This is a genomic window from Streptomyces aureoversilis, from assembly GCF_042657885.1.
Taxonomy (GTDB): domain Bacteria; phylum Actinomycetota; class Actinomycetes; order Streptomycetales; family Streptomycetaceae; genus Streptomyces; species Streptomyces aureoversilis.
This window is the reverse complement of sequence record NZ_JBHSKJ010000001.1, coordinates 160,667-184,838: the sequence shown is the minus strand read 5'-3', so window position 1 is coordinate 184,838 and position 24,172 is coordinate 160,667. Positions and strand designations below refer to the sequence as shown.

Sequence of the window (24,172 nt, the reverse complement as noted above, 5' to 3'; positions counted from 1 at the left end):
GGTGTCGCCACTTCTGTGCGGAAAGATTCGGCTGCAGGCGTGCGGGACGGGGGGAACGGCTCGGGTCACGTCGTGCCGAGCTCGTTGTCGATGAAGGCGAATACGTCGTCGGCGGAGGCGTCCTCCAGCCGTCCGGCGACCGACGGGGCGTCACCGCCGGCCAGCGTCCCGGTCAGCCCGTTGAGCACGGACTGCAGGCGCGCGGTGATCCGCGCCTGTTCGAGGTCCTCGGCGCTCAGCTCGCGGAGCCCGGCCTCCAGCCGGTCCAGCTCGGCGAGGACGGAGTCGGCGGAGGCCGTCGCCCCGCCGAGCTCCCCGCCCAGGTGCGCGGCCAGGGCGGCGGGGGTCGCGTAGTCGAAGATCAGGGTGGCGGGGAGGGTCACTCCCGCGGCCGTGCTGATCCGGTTGCGCAGGTCGACGGAGGTCAGCGAGTCGAAGCCGAGGTCGCGGAAGGCCGTCGTCGGCTCGACCGCGCCGGCTCCGGAGTAGCCGAGGACCAGCGCGGCCTGGCCGCAGACGAGGTCCACCAGGGCGCGTTCGCGCTCGCCCGCGGTCATCGCGGCGAGCTTCCGGGCGAAGTCGTCGGGCACGGGGGCCTCGGCGACGGCGGGCTTCAGGTCCCGGACCTCCGGCAGGTCGGCGAGCAGCGGGCTGCTGCGCACGGAGGTGAACGCCGGTACGAACCGGGTCCAGTCCACGTCGGCCACGGTCAGCGTGGTCTCGTCGCCCTCCAGGGCGCGGCGCAGCGCGGTCAGGGCGCGGCCGGGGTCCAGGGCCGCGATGCCGAGGGCGCTTCCGGCGCCGCGCACGTGGTCGCTGTCGGCCATGCCCGCGCCGCCCCAGGGTCCCCAGGCCACCGAGGTGGCCGGGAGCCCGTGGGCGCGCCGGAATTCGGCGAGCCCGTCGAGGAAGGCGTTGGCGGCGGCGTAGTTGGCCTGGCCGGCGCCGCCGACGGTGGCGGTGAGGGAGGAGAAGAGCACGAAGGCGGAGAGGTCCAGGTCCGCGGTCAGCTCGTGGAGGTGCCAGGCCGCGTCGGCCTTGGGGGCGAGCACGGCGTCGAATCGGCCGGGGGTGAGGGCGTCGAGGACGCCGTCGTCCAGGACGCCGGCCAGGTGCATGACGGCGGTCAGCGGCTGGTCCGCGGGCACCGTGCGCAGCAGCGCGGCGAGGCTGTCGCGGTCGGCGGCGTCGCACGCGGCCAGGGTGACCTTGGTGCCCGTCGCGGCCAGCTCCTGCACCAGTTCGGCGGCGCCCGGCGCGCGTTCGCCGCGGCGGCTGGTGAGCAGCAGGTGCTCCGCGCCCTCGGCGGCGAGCCACTTGGCGACCTCGGCGCCGACGGCTCCGGTGGCGCCGGTCACCAGCACGGTGCCGGTGGGCCGCCAGGGCGCTCCCGTGCGCGCGGGTGCGTGCTCCAGGCGGCGGGCGTACGCCCCGGAGGCGCGGACGGCGATCTGGTCCTCGTCGCCGGCGCCGGTGAGCAGGGCCGCGAACCGTGCGACGACGTGCGGTTCGAGCGTCTCCGGCAGGTCGGCGAGGCCGCCCCACAGGTCTGGGTGCTCCAGTGCAGCCACGCGCCCGAGCCCCCAGACGGCCGCCTGGCGGAAGCCTTCGGGGCGCGCCTCGTGCGCGACGGCCTCCCGGGTGACGGTCCACAGCCGGGCACCGGTCCCGGCGTCGGCGAGTGCCTGGACGAGGGCGGCGGTGGCGGTGGGCGGGGCGGCGGGGGCGAGCAGGTTGAGCACCCCGTCCACGCCGGTGCGGCCGGTGAGCAGCGCGGTCAGCCCGGCGCGGTCCTGTGCGGCGGCGGGCACCGGGAGGACGTCGATGCCGAGGCCGCCGTCGGCGAGCGCGGCGAGCAGGGCTCCGGTCCAGGGGTCGCGGTCGGCGTCCTCGGGGACGACGGCGAGCCACTGCCCGGCGACGGCCGGGACCTGCACGGCGGACAGCATGCGCCAGGCCGTGCGGTAACGCCAGCCGTCCACGGTGGCGTTGGCCTGCCGGTCGCCGTGCCACGCGGCGAGCGCGGGCACGAGGGCGGCGACGGGGGACGCGTCCGCGACGCCGAGGGTGGCCGCGAGCGCGGGCACGTCCCCGTCCCGTACGAGCTGCCAGAACTCGGCGTTCTCGTCGACGGGCCGGCCGGCGGTGACCGAGGGGGCGTTCTCCCAGTGGCGGTCGCGCAGGAAGGGGTAGGTGGGCAGGGCGACGCGGCGGGCGCCGGCGAACAGCGCGGACCAGTCGGGGCTCAGCCCGCCGGTGTGCAGCCTGCACACCGCGTCGACGAGGGCCTCGGCCTCGCCCCGGTCGCGGCGCTGGGTGGCGACGACCTGGTCCACGGCGTCCTGGGCCATGCCGGTGAGCACGGCGTCGGGGCCGACCTCCAGGAAGCGGGTGGCGCCCTGGGCGGCGAGGGTGCGCACGCCGTCGTCGAAGCGGACCGCTTCGCGCACGTGCCGGACCCAGTACGCGGGCGAGGTCAGTTCCGTGGCCGGCTGCCCGGTGACGTTGGAGACGACGGGCAGCCGGGGCTCGTGGAAGTCCAGCCCCTCGATCGCCTTGCGGAAGGGCTCCAGCATGGCGTCCATGCGGTGCGAGTGGAATGCGTGCGACACGCGCAGCCGGGTGGTCCTGTCGAACCGGTCCGCGACGGCCAGCACCGCGTCCTCGTCGCCGGAGACGACGACGGCGCGCGGCCCGTTGACGGCGGCGAGGCCGGCGCCCTCGGTGAGCAGCGGGGCGACGTCGGCCTCGGCGGCCCGGACCGCGACCATCGCGCCGCCGGCCGGGAGCTCCTGCATCAGGCGGCCGCGCGCGGCGACCAGCGTGACGGCGTCCGGCAGGGACAGCACGCCGGCGACGTGCGCGGCGACGACCTCGCCGATGGAGTGCCCGCCGAGCAGGTCGGGGCGGATCCCCCACGACTCCAGCAGGCGGAAGAGCGCGACCTCGAAGGCGAAGAGGCCGGCCTGGGTGAACTGCGTCCGGTGCAGCAGCTCGGAGCCGGGATCGAGGACGACGTCCCGCAGCGGCCGGTCGAGGTGCTTGCCGAACTCGGCGCACAGCTCGTCGAAGGCCTGCGCGAAGACGGGGAAGGCCGCGTACAGCTCGCGGCCCATGCCGGGGCGCTGGGAGCCCTGGCCGGAGAAGAGGACGGCGAGGCGTCCCGGCCCCGCCGCCGTCACCGGCTGCTCCCGGCCGTCGGCCAGCGCGCGCAGGCCCTCCAGCAGCTCGTCGCGGTCGCGGCCGGTGACGGCCGCCCGGTGGGTGAACAGGGAGCGGGTCGTGGCCAGGGAGAAGCCGGTGTCGAAGGGGTCGTTGCCGCCCCCGGCCTCGGCCTCGATCAGCCGGCCGGCCTGGGCGCGGACCGCGTCGGCGGTGCGGGCGGACAGCACCCAGGGCACGACGGGCAGGGCGGCGCGCGGCCGGTCCCCGGGCGCTTCGGCGGCCGGGGCCTGTTCGAGGATGGTGTGGGCGTTGGTGCCGCTGATCCCGAACGAGGACACCCCGGCGCGGCGCGGCGCGCCCTCGGTCCGCCACTCGCGGGCCTGCGTCAGCAGCTCGACGTCACCGGCCGACCAGTCGACGGCGGTGGTGGGGTTCTCGGCGTGCAGGGTCGGGGGCAGGACGCCGTGGCGCATGGCCATGACCATCTTGATGATCGCCGCGACGCCGGCGGCGGCCTGGGGGTGGCCCATGTTGGACTTGATCGAGCCGAGCCACATGGGCCGGCCCTCCGGCCGGTCCTGCCCGTAGGCGGCGATGACGGCCTGCGCCTCGATGGGGTCGCCGAGCGTGGTGCCGGTGCCGTGCGCCTCGACGACGTCGACCTGCTGGGGGGCCAGCTGGGCGTCGGCGAGGGCCTGCTCGATGACGCGGATCTGGGCGGGGCCGCTGGGCGCGGTCATGCCGTTGGAGGCGCCGTCCTGGTTGACGGCGCTGCCGCGCACCACGGCGAGGACCTCGTGCCCGTTGCGCAGCGCGTCCGACAGCCGCTCGACCAGCAGGACGCCCGCGCCCTCGGCCCACGCGGCGCCGGCGGCGTCCTCGGAGAAGGACCGGCAGCGGCCGTCGGGCGACAGGGCGCGCCGCTCGCTGAACTCGATGAACATCTCGGGGCTCGCCATCACGGCGGCGCCGCCGGCGAGGGCGAGCGAGCACTCACCCTTGCGCAGCGCCTGGATGGCCGTGTGCAGGGCGACCAGCGACGAGGAGCACGCGGTGTCCATGGTGACCGCGGGCCCTTCGAGGCCGAGGGTGTAGGCGATCCGCCCGGAGACGATGCTGCCGGATATGGTGCCGCCCACGTAGTCGTGGTGCATCAGGCCGACGAAGACGCCGGTGCGCGTGCCCTTGACGGAGGCCGGGTCGATCCCGGCCCGCTCGAAGGCCTCCCAGGAGGTCTCCAGCAGCAGCCGCTGCTGGGGGTCGGTGCCCGCCGCGTCCTTCGGGCTGATGCCGAAGAAGGCGGGGTCGGACTCGGCGGCGTCGTGCAGGAACCCGCCGTGCCGCACGTAGCTCTTGCCGGGGCGGCCGGGCTCGGGGTCGTAGAGGCTGTCGATGTCCCAGCCGCGGTCCACGGGGAAGCCGGACACCACGTCGACGCCGTCGGCGACGATCCGCCACAGGTCCTCGGGCGTCCGGACGCCCCCGGGGTAGCGGCAGCCCATGCCGATGATCGCGATCGGTTCGCGCTCCCGCTCCTCCAGCTCGCGCACGCGGCGTCGGGTCCGCTCCAGCTCTGTCGTCGCCCGCTTGAGGTAGTCGCGGAGCTTGTCGGCGGTGCCCGGCTCTTCCATCACTGGACTCCCAGTTCGTTGTCGATCCTCGCGAAAAGCTCTTCGTCGCTGGCGCCGCCGATGTCCTCGGGCGCCGCGGGGCCGCCCGGCCCGCCGTGCGTGTCGTGCCACGTCCGCAGGAGGGCTTCGAGCCGCGCGGTGACGCGCGCGTGCGAGCCGTCCGCGTCGGGCAGTGCGGCCAGGGCGGCCTCCAGCCGGTCCACTTCGGCGACCATCGCCCGGGCCGCGTCGGCGGGCCCGGGGACGAGCCCGGCCCTGAGGTACGCGGCCAGGGCCTGCGGTGTCGGCTGGTCGAACGCCAGCGTGGCCGGCAGGGCCAGGCCGGTGGCGGCGCCCAGCAGATTGCGCAGCTCGACCGCGGCGAGCGAGTCGAAGCCCATCTCCTGGAAGGCCCGCCCGGGGGCCAGCGCATCGGCCGACGCGTGTCCGAGCACGGCGGCGACGTGGGTCAGCACCAGCTCCGTCAGCAGCCGGTCCCGCTCCGGGTCCGGCAGGGGCGCCAGCCGTTCCCGCCAGGAGGCCGTGCCCGCTCCGGCGCCCGCCGCGGCGGCCCGCCGGGGCGCGCCCCGGACGAGGCCGCGCAGCAGCGCGGGCACCCCGTCGGCGCGGGCCCGCACGGCGGCGGGGTCCAGCCTCGTCGCCACCACGAGCGCGTCCCCGGTGTCCAGGGCCGCGTCGAACAGTTCCAGGCCCTGGGCGGTGGACAGGGGCGGCAGGCCGGCCCGGTGCATGCGCTCCAGGTCGGACGCCTCCATCTGTTCGGCGAGCCCGCCGGTCCCGGACCACAGGCCCCAGGCCATCGACACGGCGGGCAGCCCGGCGGCGCGGCGGTGGGCGGCGAGCGCGTCCAGGAAGGTGTTGGCTGCGGCGTAGTTGGCCTGGCCTCCGCCGACGAGGAGCCCGGCGGTCGAGGAGAACAGCACGAAGGCCGTGAGCTCCCGGTCCGCGGTGAGCTCGTGCAGGTTCCAGGCCGCGTCGACCTTGGGGCGCAGCACCCGCTCCACCTGTTCGGGGCCGAGCGCGGCGAGCATGCCGTTGTCGACGACGCCGGCCGCGTGCACGACCCCGTGGATCTCGTGCCGGGCGAGGAGGGCGGCGAGCTGGTCGCGGTCGGCCGCGTCGCAGCGGGCCACGGTCACCTCGGCGCCCAGCTCCTCCAGTCCGGCGCGCAGTCCGGCCGTGCCGGGGGCGTCCTCGCCGCGCCGGCTCGTCAGCAGCAGCCGGCGGACGCCGTGCGCGGTGACGAGGTGGCGTGCCAGCAGACTGCCGAGGCCGCCGGTACCGCCGGTGATCAGTACGGTGGACCCGGGCTGCCACTGCGGCCGGCCGCCCGGCTCGGCCCTGGTGAGCCGCGGCGCCTGCAGCGCCCCGTCCCGTACGGCCACTTCGGGCTCCCCGCACGTCAGGGCGGCGGCCAGGCCGTCGCTCCCGTCGGTGTCGACCAGCAGGAACCGGCCGGGGTTCTCCGCCTCGGCGGCGCGCACCAGTCCGGCGAGCGGCGCGTGCGTGAGGTCGCCGGCCCGGGTCACCACGGCGAGCCGCGACCGGTCGAAGCGGCTGTCGGCGAGCCAGTCCTTCAGGGCGGCCAGGACGGGGGCGAGCGTCGCGCGGACGGCCGTGGGCACGTCGTCACCCGTCGCGGAGGGGGCCACGGGCAGCACGACGACGTCCGGCACCGGTCCGTCGAGCGAGGCGAGGCCGGGGTGGAGGGGCGCCGCCAGGCCGAGGTCGTCCGTGCCGAGCACGGCCAGGCCGGCGGCGGGCGGCTCTGCGGGGGCCGGCACGGGGACGTGGCCGACGCGGAACAGCGACTCCCCCGGCCCGCCCGCCAGTTGCCCGGGCGAGACCGGGCGGGCGACGAGCGTGCGCACGGAGGCGACCGGTGCGCCGGTGCCGTCCGCGACCTCCAGCGACACGGCGTCCTCGCCGGCCTTGGCGATGCGGATCCGCAGCTCGGGCGCCCCGGCGGCGTGCAGGGTGACGCCGCTCCAGCTGAAGGGGAGGACGGCCTGGCCCGGGCCGAGGCCGAGGAGGTTGGCGTGGAGGGCGGCGTCGAGCAGCGCCGGGTGTATGCCGTACGCGCCGGCCGTCGCCCGTGCGCTCTCCGGGAGGGCGGCCTCGGCGAACAGGTCGTCGCCGCGCCGCCACACCGCGCGCAGGCCCTGGAAGACCTCTCCGTAGCCGTAGCCGGCCGCGGCCAGCGCCGGGTAGAGCTCGCCCAGTTCCACCTCTTCGGCGCCCTCCGGCGGCCAGGCGGCCGGGTCCGCGGGCGGGGCGGCGTCGCCGACGGTGCCCAGCACTCCGGTGGCGTTGCCGGTCCACGGCGCGTCGGGGGCGTCCGCGGGCCGGGAGTACACGGCCAGCGAGCGCCGGCCGCCGTCCTCCGGGCCGACGGCCACCTGCACCGCCACGGCGCCCTGCTCGGGCAGGACGAGCGGCGCCTGGAGGGTGAGCTCCTCCACCACGCCGCAGCCGGCCTTGTCGCCCGCCTGGACGGCGAGTTCGACGAGGGCGGTGCCGGGCAGCAGGACGGTGCCGTGCACGGCGTGGTGCGCGAGCCAGGGCTGCGCGGACAGCGAGAGGCGGCCGGTGAGGACGACGCCGCCCGAGTCGGGCAGCTCCGTGACCGCACCCAGCAGGGGGTGGCCGGCGGACAGCTGGCCGAGGCCGCTCGCGTCCCCGCCGCTGCCGGCCGATTCCAGCCAGAAGCGGCTGCGGTCGAACGCGTAGGTGGGGAGGTCGACGCGGTGTGCGCCGCGGCCGGCGAACAGCGCGGCCCAGTCGACGGGGACGCCGGCGGTGTGCAACCGGCCGAGGGCGGCGACCAGTTCGCGCTCCTCCCCGTGGTCGCGCCGCATCGTCGCGACGGTCACCGGTTCGCCGTCGGCCACGCAGTCCTGCGCCATCGCGGTCAGCACCGCGTCGGGGCCCAGCTCCAGATACGTCCCCACGCCCAGATCGTGCAGCGTGAGCACCGCCGAGGCGAACCGCACGGGCCGGCGGACGTGGTCCACCCAGTAGTCCGGGGAGCACAGCTCCTCGGCCGTGGCCGGGGCGCCGGTCAGCGTCGAGACGACCGGGATCCTCGGGGCGTCGTAGGTCTGCGCCTTGGCGACCCGGGCGAAGTCGGCCAGCATGGGCTCCATCAGCGGCGAGTGGAAGGCGTGCGACACCTTGAGCCTGCTGCTCCTGGCGAACCGCGCGGCGATCTCCGCCACGTCGTCCTCGGCGCCGGAGATCACCACGGACTGCGGTCCGTTGACGGCCGCGAGGCCGACCGTGCCGGAGAGCAGCGGCTGCACGTCGGCCTCGGCCGCCGCGATCGCCGCCATCGCGCCGCCGGGCGGCAGCTGCCGCATCAGGCCGCCGCGGGCGAGGACCATCGCGACGGCGCCCTCCAGGGAGAGCACGCCGGACACGTGCGCGGCGGCCAGTTCGCCGACGGAGTGCCCCACGAGGAAATCCGGGCGGACGCCCAGGGACGCAAGGAGCCGGTGGAGCGCCACCTCGACGGCGAAGATCGCGGCCTGCGCGTAGTCGGTGCGGCGCAGGGCCTCGGCGTCCGTCCCGATCACCTCGGCCAGCGGCGCCTCCAGCTCCGCGTCCATGAGCGCGGCCACCTCGTCGAAGGCGGCGGCGAACACGGGGAAGGCCCGGTACAGCTCGCGGCCCATGCCGAGGCGCTGCGAGCCCTGCCCGGTGAAGAGGAACGCCAGCTTTCCGCCGGTGCGGAAGCCCTCGCTGCGGGAGCCCACGCCGCGGGGGCCGGCGGTGACCCGGGCCAGGCCGGCGAGCAACTCCTCGGTGTCCTCGCCGACGACGACCGCGCGGTGTTCCCACCGGGAGCGGGTGGTGGCCAGCGAGTAGCCGATGTCGGCGGGGTCGGCGCCGGGCCGGGCGGCGACCCACTCGTGCAGCCGGCGGCTCTGCCCGGCGAGGGCCTCCGGCGTCCGCGCCGAGAGGATCCAGGGGACGGCCGTGAGCCGCGGAGCGTGCGCAGGCGTCCCGTCCGGGGCCCCGGAGGGCGCCGCTGCGTCCGGGGCGGGCGCGGAGGCATCCGCGGGAGCCTCTTCGAGCACCACGTGCGCGTTGGTCCCGCTGATGCCGAACGACGAGACGGCCGACCGGCGGGGCCGCCCGGTCTCCGGCCAGGCGCGGTGCTCGGTGAGCAGCTCCACCGCCCCGGAGTCCCAGTCGACCTGCGGCGAGGGCTCGTCGACGTGCAGGGTCTTCGGCAGTGCGCCGTGGCGCATCGCCATGACCATCTTGATCACGCCGGCGACGCCCGCGGCGGCCTGCGTGTGGCCGAGGTTCGACTTGACCGATCCGAGCCACAACGGCTGTCCGCCGGTCCGCTCCCGGCCGTACGTCGCCAGCAGGGCCTGGGCCTCGATGGGGTCGCCCAGCGTGGTGCCGGTGCCGTGGGCCTCGACCGTGTCGACGTCCGCCGGGGACAGGCCCGCATCGGCCAGCGCCCGGCGGATCACCCGTTGCTGGGAGGGGCCGTTCGGGGCCGTGAGGCGGCTGCTGGCGCCGTCGGAGTTGATCGCGCTGCCCTTGACGACGGCGAGGACGCGGTGGCCGTTGCGGCGGGCGTCGGAGAGCCGCTCCAGGAGCAGCATGCCGGCGCCCTCGCCCCAGCCCGTGCCGTCGGCGCCCGCGGCGAACGCCTTGCAGCGGCCGTCGGGGGACAGTCCCCGCTGCCGGCTGAAGTCGACGAACGTCTCGGGCGTCGACATCACCGTGACGCCCCCGGCCAGGGCCAGAGTGCACTCGCCGGACTGCAGCGCACGGACCGCCCAGTGCAGGGCGACGAGCGAGGACGAGCAGGCGGTGTCGACGGTGACGGCCGGCCCTTCGAGGCCGAAGGTGTAGGCCACCCGGCCCGAGGCGATGCTGGCGGCGCTGCCGTTGGCGAGGTAGCCGTCGAGGTCCTCGGGAACGGAGCGGATCCGGGTCGCGTAGTCGTTGTACATGACGCCGGCGAAGACTCCGGTGCGGCTGCCGCGCAGGACCGACGGCACGATGCCGGCGTCCTCGAACGCCTCGTGGCAGGTCTCCAGGAGCAGCCGCTGCTGGGGGTCGGTGGCCAGCGCCTCGCGCGGGCTGATCCCGAAGAAGTCGTGGTCGAACTCCGCGGCGTCGTGCAGGAATCCGCCCGTGCGGGCGTAGGTCCGGCCGGGGCGCCCGGGTTCGGGGTCGTACAGGGCGTCGGTGTCCCAGCCGCGGTCGGCGGGGAAGGCGGACACGGCGTCGGTGCCCGCGGCCACCAGGTCCCACAGTTCCGCGGGGGTGGTGACGCCGCCGGGGTAGCGGCACGCCATGCCCACGATCGCGACGGGTTCGTGCGCGCGTTGCTCGGACTCGCGCAGCCTGCGCCGCGTCTCGCGCAGATCCGACGTCGTCCGTCGGAGGTAGTCGAGCAGTCGGTCCTCGTTGTTCACCAGCGCAGCCGTCCGATCGGAATCGACAGAAGCCTTCGGAAAACGCGGGGCTCCCGGGCTCCTCGGTCCGCGCCCCCGCCAATCGGAGGCTAAGGAGCGGCGGACGGCCCGGCCAACCCCTATCCCCCCCAGCCCGGGCAGGGGGGCAGGGGGTGCTGAAGGGGCACGGAGGACGCCGGGCGGACTTTGCCTTCCGTGAGGCAACCCGGGGCGGTGGAGCGACCTTCCATACTCTTGGAGGGCCGGAACTTGGAGGACCGGCCCAACCGTTGACACCCATGTGACACGCTACGTAAGTTTCGTGTCCATATTTCGCTGATGTCCTAGAACGATAGGGTTCGCTGGACGCGTGATCCGTTTTGGTGACGAAACGTTTACGCAGGATCTATCGGTTTCGGCTAGACCATGCGGTGGACTGCATGGGCCGGGCCCCGTGCACGGGGGCCGGTAAGGGGTTGCAGTTCCGCAGTGCTGTTCGGTGAACCCGGATTCTCGGAATACTGACCGCGGGGGCGATATGCATCTGTTCGACCGCCATAAAGAACTGGAAGCCTTGAGCGAGGCGTTCGCCGACTGCGTCGGCGGATCGGGGCAGCTCGTGATCATCAGTGGAGGTCCGGGCTCGGGGAAGACCGAACTCCTCCACGAGTTCGCCGACACGGTGGCCGCGGCGGGGGCCCGGCTCCTGATCGCCACCGCTTCCGCCACCGAGCGGGACCGACCGCTGGGCACCGTGGGGGACCTGCTGCTCAGCGGCGAGGTCGCCGCGGACGTGCTGGACCGGATACCCCGCCGCACCTCCGGCGAGACCGCTCCCCCGCCGCCCGGGCCGGAGCGGGAGACGTGCGTCGCGCGCGCCGTCCAGGACGTCTCGCGGGCCGTGGTGGAACTCGCCGGCGACCGGCCCGTGGTGATCGGCATCGACGACTGCCACTACATGGACGGCGCTTCGCTCCAGGCCGTCCTCGCACTGCTGCAGCGGATCCGCACCAAGCGGGTCCTGGTGGTGTGCACCGGCTGGGAGCAGTACGGGCCCGCCCACCCGCTCGTCCGCGCCGAGCTCCTCCGCCGGCCGCACCGCAGGGTCCGTCTCGCGCCGCTCTCCGAGGAGGGCGTCGGCCTCATGCTCGCCGCGCAGTCGGACCGGCCGTTACCGCCCGGTGCCCGCTCCCGCTACCACCGCATGACCGCCGGCAACCCCATGCTGGTGCGCGCCCTCCTGGACGACACCACGCGCTTCGGCGCCGACGTCGGCGAGCCGGTCGCGAGCGTCGCCTACCGGCAGGCGGTGCTCGCCTGCCTGGCGCGCACCGAGCCCGGCCACGCGCGGATCGCCGCGGTGCTCGCCGCCCTGGGCGACGCCGCCTCGGCCCGCAGCGCTGCGGCCGTGACGGGTCTGTCCCCGGACGAGGTGCAGCAAGTGGCCGAGCTGCTCTCCCAGACGGGGCTGCTCGACGGATACCGCTTCCGGCACGCGGTCGCGGCGAGCGCGGTGCTCAGCAGCCTCGCCGCGAGCGAGCGCTCGCGCCTGCACGGCGACGTCGCGCAGCTGCGCTACGAGGTGGGCGACCCCCTCGCCGAGGTGGCGCGCCACCTCCTGGCCGCCGGCCGGGCCCCCGAGCCCTGGGGGCCCGCGGTGCTGCGGCGCGCGGCCGAACAGGCCCTGGCCGCGGACGACGTCGAGGAGGCCGCGAGCTTCCTCGGGCTCGCCCTGCGGGAGTGCAAGGACCAGCGGGAACGCCACGCGCTCTCCGCGACCCTGGCCCGGGCGGTGTGGCGGGTCAACCCGGCGGCCGCAGGTCCGCACCTCGCGCCGCTGTACCCCGCGGCCCGCAGCGGCACCCTGGACACCCGCGACACGGCCACCGTCCTGCGCCACATGCTCTGGCAGGGCGACACCGATCTCGCGGCGGAGACGATCAGCGCGTTAGGCGGCCTGCGCACGCGGACGGACGCCCGGCTCCTGGCCGAGATGGAGTTCGTCAGACAGTGGTTCTACGGCATGCCGCGAGCCCCGCAGCGCGCCGACGCCGGCCGGACCGGTCCCCTCGAACCCACCATGGCGGACCACACCAGCAGCCTCTGGGCCAGCGTCGCCCTCATGGCCGGCGGCACCGTCACCGACGAATCCGTGACGCACGTGGCCGAGGCCCTGCAGGCCCACCAGCTCAGCGACCTGCGGCTCGAACTCACCACGATCTCCCTGATGGTCATCGCGCACGCGGACCGGCCCGCGACCGCGGCGGAGGTGTGCGATTCCCTCCTGGCCGACGCCGGGCGGCGCGAGTCGACCACCTGGCAGGCCGTCCTCGGTGCCGTGCGGGCCGAAATCGCCCTGCTGCAGGGCGACGTGGAGACCGCCTCGGAGAAGGCCACCGAATCCCTCGGTCTGCTGCACCCGCAGGGCTGGGGCGTGCTGGCCGGCCTGCCGCTGTCGACGGCCCTGTTCGCGTACACGGCCCGCGGCCGCCACGAGGCCGCGGCGGACCTGCTCCAGCGCAAGGTGCCGGACAGCATGTTCCAGACGCTCTTCGGCGTGCAGTACCTGCGCGCCAGGGGACACCACTACCTGGCCACCGGGCGGGCCTTCGCCGCGCTCAACGACTTCGAGACCTGCGGCCAGCTCATGCAGGACCGCAGCCCGGAGCTGCAGGCGGGGATCCCCTGGCGGACCGACCTCGCCCAGGCCAACCTGCGCATCGGCAAGCAGCGCGCCGCCAAGGACTGGGCGCAGAAGCAGCTCAGGCTGCGCGGGAACTTCGGCTCCCGGACGCGCGCGATCACCCTGCGCGTCCTGGCCGGGGCGAGCCAGCTGCGTCACCGCACCGCCCTCCTCCGCGAAGCGGTCGACCTCCTCCAGGCCTGCGGCGACCGGCTGGAGCTCGCCCTCGCCTACGGCGAACTGTCCGCCGCCCACTACGAGCTGGGCGAGTTCGCCCGCGCCCGGCTCCTGGCGCAGCAGGCCGCCCAGGAGGCCGCGGTGTGCCGGATCGATTCGCCGGTCGGCAACCGCCTGGAGCGGGCCGAGCCGGAGGGCCCCGGCGCCGCTCCGGCCCTCAGCGACGCGGAGTGCCGGGTCGCGGCGCTGGCCGCGCTCGGCTACACCAACCGCGAGATCAGCAGCCGCATCCACGTCACCATCAGCACGGTCGAGCAGCACCTGACGCGCGTCTACCGCAAGCTGAACGTCGCCAGCCGCACCGAGCTGCCGTCCAAGGTGATCGAGTACCGGATACCGACGCCGTCGGACCCGGCCCCCGCGGGCCGGTCGGCCGCGGTGCGCGGCACCGCCTGAGCGGAGACGCGCCTCGCCGCGGCGGGCGGGCCGGGAGCTCCGAGGAGTTCCCGGCCCGCCCGCCGTTCTCACTTGTACGTCTCCAGCTCGTCGTCCAGGATGCCGAACAGCTCGTCCGCGGTCGCGGTCTCCAGTCCCGGACCGCTCTCCCGCTCCTCCTCCCGGGAGCCGGCGCCGGTCCACTTGGCCGTGAGGGCCCGCAGCCGGACCGCGACCCTGGCCCGCTGCTCCCCGTCCACGACCGCGGCGTCCAGCAGGGCTTCGAGGCGCAGCACTTCGGCCTCGGCGTCCGGCGCGGCCGCGGCCGCGTCCCCGACGAGCTCGCCGAAGAGGTGTCCGGCGATGGCGGCGGGGGTGGGGTGGTCGAAGGTCAGGGTCGCCGACAGCCGCAGCCCGGTGTCCGCGCCGATGCGGTTGCGGAGCTCCAGGGCGGACAGCGAGTCCACGCCCAGTTCGCCGAAGCCCCGCTCCGGGTCGACGGCGTCGGCGCGTGCGTGCCCGAGCACGTCGGCGACGTGCCCGCACACCATCTCCAGCAGCAGCTTCCTGCTCTCCGCGGGCGGCATTCCCGCGAGGCGCTGCGGGAGGGCGGCGGCCTGCTGCTGCCCTCCCGCGGCGACGGCGGGTGCGGCCTGCGCGGTCCGCCGGGCCGGTGCGCCGCCGAGGGCACGCACCATCGGCGGCGCGTCCTCGGTGGGCCGCACCCGCATGGGCAGGAGCACGGCGCGGTCCGCGGTCAGGGCCCGGTCGAAGAGGGCCAGCGCGCGGTCGGCCGGCAGCGGCTCGACGCCGTCGCGGGCCAGCCGCCGCAGCTCGGCCTCGCCGAGCGATCCGGCCATGCCCGAGGCGGTGTCCCACAGGCCCCAGCCCAGGGAGAGGGCGGGCAGCCCGGCCGCGCGCCGCCGGGCCGCGAGGGCGTCCAGGAAGCCGTTGGCGGCCGCGTAGTTGGCCTGGCCCGCGGCCCCCAGGGCGGCAGCGGCGGAGGAGAAGAGCACGAACGAGGCGAGGCCGAGGTCCCGGGTGAGCTCGTGCAGGTTCCAGGCCGCGTCGGCCTTGGGCCGCAGGACCGCGTCGAGGCGGTCCGGCGTCAGCGACGGCAGGAGGCCGTCGTCCAGCACGCCGGCGGCGTGCACCACGGCCGTGAGCGGGTGCGCCTCCGGTATCGCGGCGAGCAGCGCGGCCAGGGCCTCGCGGTCGGCCGCGTCGCAGGCGGCGACGGTCACCGTCGCGCCGAGCTCGCGGAGGTCGCCGAGGTCCCCCGGGTCGCCGCCGCGGCTGCTCAGCACCAGGTGCCGCACGCCGTGTCCGGTGATCAGGTGCCGGGCGAGCAGCCGGCCGAGGCTGCCGGTGCCGCCCGTGATGAGGACGGTTCCGTCCGGGTCCGGCCCGGTGAGGGCGGGGGCGGCGCCGGGGACCGGGACGGCCGGGGTCAGCGCGGGGGCGTACGCCTTGCCCGCGCGCACGGCGAGCTCCGGTTCCCCTGCGGCCACCGCCGCGGGCAGGGCGGCCAGGGAGGCCGGGTCGTCGTCGAGGTCGACGAGCGCGAGCCGGCCGGGGTGTTCGACGGCCGCGGACCGCACGAGGCCCTGAAGCCCGGCCTGGGCGAGTCCGGGTGCGCCCTCCAGGCCTGCCGCTCCCCGGGTGACGACCACCAGCCGCGCGTCGCCGGTGGACTCGTCGGCGAGGCGCTCCTGGAGCGTGGCCAGCATCGTGTGCAGGGCTTCCCGGGCGGCGGCGGGCCCGTCCTCGGCCGTGGGCTCCGGGGCGAACAGCACGGTCGCGGGAAGGGGGCCGGCCGCAGCGGGCAGCGGCACCGGCTTCCACGACAGTTCGTACAGGTCTCCCGGTGCCGGGGCGGCCGCGTTCAGCTGCTCCGCGGTCACCGGCCGGATGCGCAGCGAGGACACCGCGGCGACCGGCGAGCCCGCGCCGTCGTACAGGTGGAGGCCCATCTGCTCGGTGCCGTACGGGGTGAGCCGCAGCCGCACCGCCGAGGCGCCCGCCGCGTGGAGCGACACGCCCTCCCAGGCGAACGGCAGGGTCATGACCGTCGGGTCCTGGCCGTCGACCAGGTCGATGGCGTGCAGCGCCGAGTCGAGCAGCGCCGGGTGCAGCCCGAAGCCTGCGGTCTCCGCGCCCTCGGGCAGGGCGAGTTCCGCGTAGACCTCCTCGCCGGCCCGCCAGGCGGTGCGCAGGCACCGGAACAGGGGGCCGTAGCCGTAGCCCTGCTCGGCGAGGTGGTCGTAGGTGCCGGTCAGGTCGACGGGGACGGCGCCCGCGGGCGGCCAGGCGCCGAGCGCCTCGGGCTCGGCCGCGGGGGCGGGTGCGAGGACGCCGGTGACGTGCCGGGTCCAGGCCTCCCCGGCGCCCTCGATGCGCGCGTGGACGGTGACCGTCCTGCGCCCGGTCGGATCGGGGGCTCCGGCGACCACCTGGAGCTGCACCGCGCCCTGCGCGGGCAGCACCAGCGGCCGCTCGACGGTGAGTTCCTCGACCAGGCCGCAGCCCGTACGGTCCCCGGCCTGGACGGCCAGTTCGACGAAGGCGCTGCCCGGCAGGAGGACCACTCCGGCGACGGCGTGGCCGGCCAGCCAGGGGTGTGTGTCCAGCGAGACCCGGCCGGTCAGCGCGACGGCGTCGTCGTCCGCCAGCCGGATCTCCGCGCCCAGCAGGGGGTGGTCCGCGGGCGTCTGCCCGACCCCGCCGGCGCCGGCGGGTGCGGCCGGCTCGTCGTCGAGCCACAGCCGCTGCCGCTGGAAGGCGTACGTGGGCAGGTCGATCCGGCGGGCGCCGGCCGCGGCGAAGACCCGCTCCCGGTCGAAGGGCACCCCGCGGACCTGCAGCGTCGCCAGGGCGGTGGCCAGGGCGACGGGCTCCTCCCGGTCGCGGCGCAGCACGGGGACGAACAGCGAGCGTTCGGCGTCGTCCACGCACTGGGCGCCCATGGTGGAGAGCACCGCGTCGGGCCCGACCTCCAGGAAGGTCCGGACGCCCGCCGCCTCCAGGGTGCGGATGCCGTCGGCGAAGCGGACGGCCTCGCGGGCGTGGCGCACCCAGTACCCGGGCGAGGTCAGCTCCTCGTCCGTGGCCTGCACGCCGGTCAGGCCGGAGACGACGGGCACGGACGGCGGCGCGAACCGCAGGCTCCGCGCGACCTCCTCGAACTCCCCGAGCATCGGCTCCATGCGGGGCGAGTGGAAGGCGTGGCTGACCCGCAGCCGCTTGGTCCTGCGGTCGCCGAAGGCGGCGCCGACGGCGGCCACCGCCTCCTCGTCGCCGGACACCACCACGGCGCGGGGCCCGTTGACGGCGGCGATGTCGACACCGGCGCCGAGGTGCGCCCGCACCTCCTCCTCCGTCGCGTCGACGGCCAGCATCGCGCCGCCGGCGGGCAGCGCCTCCATGAGCCGTCCCCTGGCCGCGACCAGGCGGGCGGCGTCCTCCAGGGTGAGCACGCCCGCGACGTGGGCCGCGGTCAGCTCGCCGACGGAGTGTCCGGCGAGGAGGTCCGGCCGGATCCCCCAGGACTCCAGCAGCCGGAACAGGGCGGTCTCGACGGCGAAGAGGGCGCTCTGGGTGTACACGGTCCGGTCGAGCAGGCCGGCTTCGGCGCTGTCCGGCCCGGCGAAGACCACCTCGCGCAGCGGGCGGTCGAGGTGGGCGTCGCAGTGGCGGCACGCCTCGTCGAACGCGGCGCGGAACACGGGGTGCTGCGCGTACAGCTCCCGTCCCATCCCGGGGCGCTGGGCGCCCTGCCCGGTGAACAGGAAGGCGACCTTGCCGGCGACGGGCCTGCCGCGCACCACCCCCGGCGCCGTGGTGCCTGCCGCCAGCGCGGCGAGGCCCGTGGCGAGTTCGTCCCGGTCGCGGGCGACCACGGCGGCCCGGTGGCCGAGGGCGGCCCGGCCGGTGGCCAGGGAGAAGGCGAGGCCGGGAAGGGGGGCGTCCTCGACGGCCGCCAGGCGGGCGGCCTGCGCTGCGAGGGCCTCCGGGGTGTTCCCGGACAGCAGGACGGGCAGCAGGGGTGCCCCGGCCGCGGGCGCGGCGGCCTCCGCGGAACCGTCACCGGGCGCTGCGGAGCCGTCACCGGACTCCGCGGCCGGGGCCGGGGCCGGGGCCGGGGCCTCGATGATGGTGTGGGCGTTGGTGCCGCTGATGCCGAACGAGGAGATGCCGGCCCGGCGCGGGCGCCCGTCGGCCTCCGGCCAGTCCCGTGCCTCCGTCAGCAGTTCGACGCTGCCCACGGTCCAGTCGACCTGCCGCGAGGGCTCGCCCACGTGGAGCGTGGCGGGCAGGACGCCGTGGCGCATGGCCAGCACCATCTTGATCACACCCGCCACACCGGCGGCGGCCTGCGTGTGGCCGATGTTCGACTTGATGGAGCCGAGCCACAGCGGCCGGTCCCCGGGCCGGTCCTGGCCGTAGGTGGCGAGCAGCGCCTGGGCCTCGATCGGGTCGCCGAGCGTGGTGCCGGTGCCGTGCGCCTCCACCGCGTCGACATCGGCCGCCGACAGCCCCGCGCTCTCCAGCGCCTGCCGGATCACCCGCTGCTGGGACGGGCCGTTGGGTGCCGTCAGACCGTTGGACGCGCCGTCCTGGTTCACCGCCGAACCCCGTACGACGGCCAGCACCTCGTGCCCGTTGCGCCGCGCGTCCGACAGCCGCTCCAGGAGCAGCATGCCGGCGCCCTCGGAGAGGGCGGTGCCGTCGGCGCCGTCCGCGAAGGACTTGGCCCGGCCGTCCCCGGCGAGGTTGCGCTGCCTGCTGAAGTCCACGAACGTGTCCACGGTGGACATCACGGACACGCCGCCGGCCAGGGCCAGGGTGCACTCCCCCTGCCGCAGGGCCTGCACCGCCAGGTGCAGGGCGACCAGCGACGAGGAGCACGCGGTGTCCACGGTGAGCGTCGGGCCCTCCAGGCCCAGGGTGTAGGCGACCCGGCCGGAGGCGACGCTGCCGAGGCTGCCGTTGCCGAGGTAGTCCCGTACGGACTCGGGCGCGTTGCTGAGCCTGCTGCCGTAGTCGTGGTACATCACGCCGGTGAAGACGCCGGTGCGGCTGCCCCGTACCGCGTGCGGGTCGATGCCCGCGCGCTCCAGGGCCTCCCAGGAGGTCTCCAGCAGCAGCCGCTGCTGCGGGTCGGTGGCGAGGGCCTCGCGCGGCGAGATGCCGAAGAAGTCCGGGTCGAAGTCGGCGGCGTCGTGCAGGAATCCGCCCTCGCGGGTGCTGCACCGGCCGGCCTTGCCCGGCTCGGGGTCGTAGAGGCCGTCGAGGTCCCAGCCGCGGTCGGCCGGGAAGGGCGACATGCCGTCCCCGCCGTCGGCCAGCAGGCGCCACAGCTCCTCGGGGGTGGTGACGCCGCCGGGGTATCGGCAGGCCATGGCCACGATCGCGATGGGCTCGTCCGTCCCGGCGGGCGCCGCGGCGGGTGCGGCCCCGGCCGCGTCCGGGTCGTCGGGGCCGATCAGCTCGGCCTTGAGGTGGCGCACCAGCGCGGTGGAGTCGGGGTGGTCGAAGACGAGGGTCGCGGGCAGCCGGAGGCCGAGCGCGCCGGAGAGGCGGTTGCGCAGTTCGACCGCGGTCAGCGAGTCGAAGCCGGTCTCGCGGAAGGCGCGGCGCGGGTCGAGGACCATGTCGGCGTCGTGGCCGAGGACGGCGGCGACGTGGGTGCGGACGAGTTCGAGGAGCAGCGCGTCGCGCTCGGCGGGCGCCGCGGCGGTCAGCCGGTCCCGCAGACCGCCGCCCGCCGTGCTCGCCGCCGCGGTGCGCCGGGCGGGGGCCCGGACCAGTCCGCGGAGCACGGGCGGTACGGAGTCCGCGCGCCGGAGGGCGGGCAGGTCGAGGCCGACCGGCAGCAGCAGCGGTTCGCCCGCGGTCAGCGCGGTGTCGAACAGCCCGAGCCCGTCCTCGGTGGCCAGCGGCCGGACCCCGGAGCGCGCCATGCGCTCGACGTCGGCGTCGGTGAGGTGCGCGGTCATGCCGGTGCGCTGCTCCCAGAAGCCCCAGGCCAGGGAGACGGCGGGCAGGCCCCGGGCGGCGCGGTGGTGGGCCAGGCCGTCGAGGAAGGCGTTGGCGGCGGCGTAGCCGGACTGGCCCGCGCCGTCCACGGTGCCGACCGCCGAGGAGAACAGCACGAAGGCGGCGAGGTCGAGTCCCTCGGTGAGTTCGTGCAGGTGCCAGGCGGCGTCGGCCTTGGGCTTCAGGACGGCGTCGAGCCGTTCGGGGGTGAGGCCGGTGACGAGGCCGTCGTCCAGGGCGCCCGCCAGGTGGACGACCGCGGTCAGCGGGTGTTCGGCGGGGACCGCGGCGAGCAGGCCGGCGAGCCGGTCCCGGTCGGAGGCGTCGCACCGGGCCACGGTCACGTGCGCGTCCAGGCCGGCGAGGTCGTCGGACGGGACGCCGCTGCGGCCGGCGATCAGCAGGTGGCGCACGCCGTGCGCGGTGACCAGGTGACGGGCGATCAGGCCGCCGAGCACGCCGGTGCCGCCGGTGATCAGGACGGTGCCCCCGGGGTCGAGCGCGAGGTCCCCGGCGCCGCGGCCCGCCCGGGCCATCCTGGGCACGTGGGCCCTGCCCTCGCGGAGGGCGAGCTGGGGTTCGCCGGACGTCTCGGCCGCGGCGGCGGCGTCGCCGGGCGTGGCCGCGGCGTCCGCGTCGACCAGGACGAGGCGGCCGGGGTTCTCGGCCTGGGCCGCGCGGACCAGGCCCCAGACGGCGGCCGCGGCCAGGTCGGTGACGTCCTCGGCGCCGACGGCCACGGCGCCGCGGGTGAGCACGATCAGCCGGGAGGAGGCGGCGCGGTCGTCGGCCAGCCACCGGCGTACGGTCTCCAGCACCCGTCCGGCCTCCTCGCGCGTGGCGGCGAGGGGGTCGCCGGATCCGCTCACGGGGAGGACGGCGTACGCGGGCACCTCGTCCAGTTCGTCGAGGCCGCCGTCGCCGAGCACGGCGTGGGCGGCGGTGGCGGATCCGGCGGCGGGCAGGGCGGGCCAGTCGAGGCGGTAGAGGTCGTCGGAGCGGCCGGCCGCGGCGAGCGCGCCGGGGTCGACGGTGCGGGAGACCAGGCCGTCGACCGCGGCCACGGGCGCCCCGGTGGCGTCGGCCAGCTGGAGCGTCGTGACGTCGGTGCCGCTGATCCGTACGCGCAGGGCGGTGGCCCCGGCCGCGTACAGCGAGACGCCGGTCCAGGAGAAGGGCAGCCGGGCCGCCCCCTCTTCCGGTTCGCCGAGCCCCACGGCGTGCAGGGCGGCGTCGAACAGGGCGGGGTGGAGGCCGAAGCGCTCCGCCTCCACGGGCAGTTCGATCTCGGCGAAGGTCTCCTCGCCGCGCCGCCAGGCCGCGCGGAGCCCCTGGAAGGCGGGGCCGTAGTGGTAGCCCTGTCCGGCGAGCCGGTCGTAGACGTCGTCGACGGCGACCGGCCGCGCGCCGGCGGGCGGCCAGGCGGCGAGGTCGAAGCCGGCGTCCGCGGCGTCGGGTTCGAGCAGGCCGGAGGCGTGCCGGGTCCAGCCGGCGGCGCCGTCCTCCGGGCGGGAGTGCACGGACAGGGGGCGCTGCCCCGCCCCGTCGGCGTCGCCGACGCGGACCTGCACCTGGACGGCTCCCCGTGCGGGCAGCAGCAGCGGCGCCTCCAGCGTCAGTTCGCCGACGTGGCCGCAGCCGAGCTCGTCGCCCGCCGCGATCGCGAGCTCCACGAACGCCGTGCCGGGCAGCAGGACCGTCTCCCCGACGGCGTGGTCGGCGAGCCAGGGCGCGGTGGCGGTGGAGAGCCGGCCGGTGAAGAGCATGCCCCCGCCGTCGGCGACGGTGACCGCGGCGCCGAGCAGCGGGTGCCCCGGGGCCGCGAGCCCGGCCGCGGCCACGTCGCCCGCGGCGGCCGAGCGGCCGAGCCAGAACCGCTCGCGCTGGAAGGCGTAGGTCGGCAGGTCGGCCGGGCGGACGGGCATGCCGTCGAAGGCGGGCCGCCAGTCCACGGGGACGCCGTGCACGAACGCTTCGGCCAGCGACGCCAGCCACCGGGCCGGGCCGCCCTCGTCGCGGCGCAGCGAGCCGAGGCCGGTGATGGCCGCGCCGGCGGCGTCGGCGGTCTCCTCGATGCTGTGCAGGAGCACGGGGTGCGGGCTGCACTCGGCGAAGACGCCGTAGCCGCCGGCGAGCAGCACCCGGGTGGTGGGCTCGAAGAGCACGGTGCGGCGCAGGTTCGTGTACCAGTACCCGGCGTCGAGCCCGGCGGTGTCGAACAGGGCCCCGGTGACGGTGGAGTAGAACGGCACGTCCGCGGAGCGCGGGCTGACGGGCGCCAGTTCGGTCAGCAGCCGCTCGCGGATCGTCTCGACCTGCGCGGAGTGCGAGGCGTAGTCGACGGGCAGCCGCTTGACGCGGACGCCGTCGGCTTTGAGCAGCTCCTCCAGCGCGTCGAGGGCGTCGGTGTCGCCGGAGAGGACCACGGAGGCGGCCCCGTTGACGGCTGCCACCGAGATCCTGCCGTCGTAGGCGGCGAGCCGCTCCCCGATCCGCTCCTCGGGCAGGGCGACCGAGAGCATCCCCCCGCGGGCGGAGAGCTCGTCGGCGATGGCCCGGCTGCGCAGGGCCACGACGCGGGCGCCGTCGGAGAGGGAGAGCGCCCCGGCGACGCACGCGGCGGCGATCTCGCCCTGGGAGTGCCCGATGACGGCGGCGGGGCGGATGCCGTACGAACGCCACAGCCCGGCGAGCGACACCATGACCGCCCAGAGGGCGGGCTGGACGACGTCCACGCGCTCCAGGGGCGCCGCGTCGCGCACGGTGTCGAGCAGGTCCCAGTCGGTGAAGGGGGCGAGGGCCTCGGCGCACTCGGCCATCCTGGCGGCGAACACCGGGGAGGTGTCGAGGAGTTCGGCGGCCATGCCGGCCCACTGGGAGCCCTGGCCGGGGAAGACGAAGGCGATGCGGGACTCGCTCGCCCGCCGGCCCTGGACGACGTGGGGCGCGGTGGTCCCCTCGGCGAGGGCGGCGAGCCCCGCGAGCAGGGTCTCGCGGTCGTCGCCGATCACCACGGCGCGGTGGTCCAGGGCCGCCCGCGAAGTCGCCAGCGTGTGGGCGACGTCGGGGAGCGGGGCCGCGGCCGGGCCCTCCCCGGCGGCGCCGGTGAGGTGGGCGAGCAGCTGCCGGGCCTGGGCGGCCGGCCCCTGCTCGCCCTGGCCGGAGAGGACCAGCGGGACGGGCCCGGTGAGCGCGGTCGGCGCCTCGGGCCGTTCGGGCTCGGGGACGCTCTCCAGGATCACGTGGGCGTTGGTGCCGCTGATGCCGAACGAGGAGACGCCCGCCCGGCGGGGGCCGCCGGTGCCGGGCCACGCGCGGGCCTCGGCGAGCAGTTCGACGGCGCCGGAGTCCCAGTCGACCTGGGGCGTGGGCTCGTCGGCGTGCAGCGTCTTCGGCAGCCTGCCGTGGCGCATGGCCATGACCATCTTGATGACGCCGGCGACGCCGGCCGCGGCCTGGGTGTGCCCGATGTTCGACTTGACCGAGCCCAGCCACAGCGGCTGTTCGCGGTCCTGCCCGTAGGTGGCGAGCAGGGCCTGCGCCTCGATGGGGTCGCCCAGGGGCGTGCCGGTGCCGTGGGCCTCGACGGCGTGCACCTCGTCGGCGCGCAGCCCTGCCTCGGCCAGGGCCTGGCGGATGACGCGCTGCTGGGACGGGCCGTTGGGCGCGGTCAGCCCGTTGGAGGCGCCGTCCTGGTTGATGGCACTGCCCTTGACGACGGCGAGGACCGGGTGCCCGTTGCGCCGGGCGTCGGAGAGCCGCTCCAGGAGGAGCATGCCGGCGCCCTCGCCCCAGCCCGTGCCGTCGGCCCCGGCCGCGAACGACTTGCAGCGGCCGTCCAGGGACAGCCCGCGCTGGCGGCTGAAGTCCACGAACGTGTCGGGGGTCGACATCACCGTCACCCCGCCCGCCAGCGCCAGGGAGCACTCCCCCGTGCGCAGCGCCCGGACCGCGAGGTGCAGGGCGACCAGCGACGACGAGCAGGCCGTGTCGACGGTGACCGCGGGGCCCTCCAGGCCGAGGGTGTACGAGACCCGGCCAGAGGCGACGCTGCCGAGGTTGCCGTTGCCGAGGTACCCCTCGACGCCCTCGGGCACGTCCGTCAGCCAGCTGCCGTAGTCGTGGTACATGACGCCGGCGAAGACGCCGGTCCGGCTCCCCCGGACGGTGTGCGGGTCGATGCCCGCCCGCTCGAAGGCCTCCCAGGAGGTCTCCAGCAGCAGCCGCTGCTGCGGGTCCATCGCGATGGCCTCGCGCGGCGATATCCCGAAGAACGCCGCGTCGAACCCGGCGGCCCCGTAGAGGAACCCGCCCTCGCGGACGTGGGTTTTGCCGGGGGTGTCGGGGTCCGGGTCGTAGAGCCCTTCGACGTCCCAGCCGCGGTCGGCCGGGAAGTCCCCGATGGCGTCGGTGCCCTCGTCGACGAGGCGCCACAGCTGTTCGGGCGAGCCCACGCCGCCGGGGTAGCGGCAGCTCATCGCCACGATCGCCACGGGCTCCGAGGCGGCCGCCGTGATCTCGGCGTTCTGCCGGCGCAGCCGCTCGTTCTCCAGCAGTGACTCGCGCAGCGCCTCGACGATCTGCTCGACGGATGTGTCCACGGTAGGTGTCGCTCCCTG

General features: G+C 76.3%; 4 protein-coding genes. 1 reads left to right on the top strand and 3 read right to left on the bottom strand.

Annotated features, from left to right (window positions below; translation table 11 throughout):
- Positions 1-65: 65 nt before the first annotated feature.
- Together ACFPP6_RS00670 and ACFPP6_RS00665 are read right to left on the bottom strand one after the other, a co-directional pair.
- Positions 66-4,799 (bottom strand): type I polyketide synthase, encoded by a 4,734-nt coding sequence (locus tag ACFPP6_RS00670; RefSeq protein WP_465269358.1) that lies wholly within the window; start codon positions 4,797-4,799, stop codon positions 66-68.
- Entirely contained in the window at positions 4,796-10,240 is a 5,445-nt protein-coding gene (locus ACFPP6_RS00665; protein ID WP_382035680.1) for a type I polyketide synthase, read from the bottom strand. The genes ACFPP6_RS00670 and ACFPP6_RS00665 overlap by 4 nt, the downstream gene beginning before the upstream one ends.
- 517 nt (positions 10,241-10,757) lie before the next feature.
- On the opposite strand from ACFPP6_RS00665, the gene ACFPP6_RS00660 reads away from it, so the two are divergent.
- On the top strand, positions 10,758-13,535 hold the full coding sequence (locus ACFPP6_RS00660) for an ATP-binding protein (protein ID WP_382035677.1): 2,778 nt from the start codon (positions 10,758-10,760) through the stop codon (positions 13,533-13,535).
- Positions 13,536-13,603: 68 nt separating this feature from the next.
- Here the strand turns inward: ACFPP6_RS00660 and ACFPP6_RS00655 are convergent, their stop codons facing one another.
- Positions 13,604-24,154 carry an SDR family NAD(P)-dependent oxidoreductase gene (locus tag ACFPP6_RS00655; protein ID WP_382035674.1) on the bottom strand — a complete coding sequence of 3,517 codons (10,551 nt, stop codon included), beginning with the start codon at positions 24,152-24,154 and terminating at the stop codon, positions 13,604-13,606.
- Positions 24,155-24,172 lie beyond the last annotated feature (18 nt).

Bases quoted from the DNA above. Each gene is read 5' to 3' on its own strand.
- ACFPP6_RS00660 (WP_382035677.1), top strand. From the start codon at position 10,758: ATGCATCTGTTCGACCGCCATAAAGAACTGGAAGCCTTGAGCGAGGCG.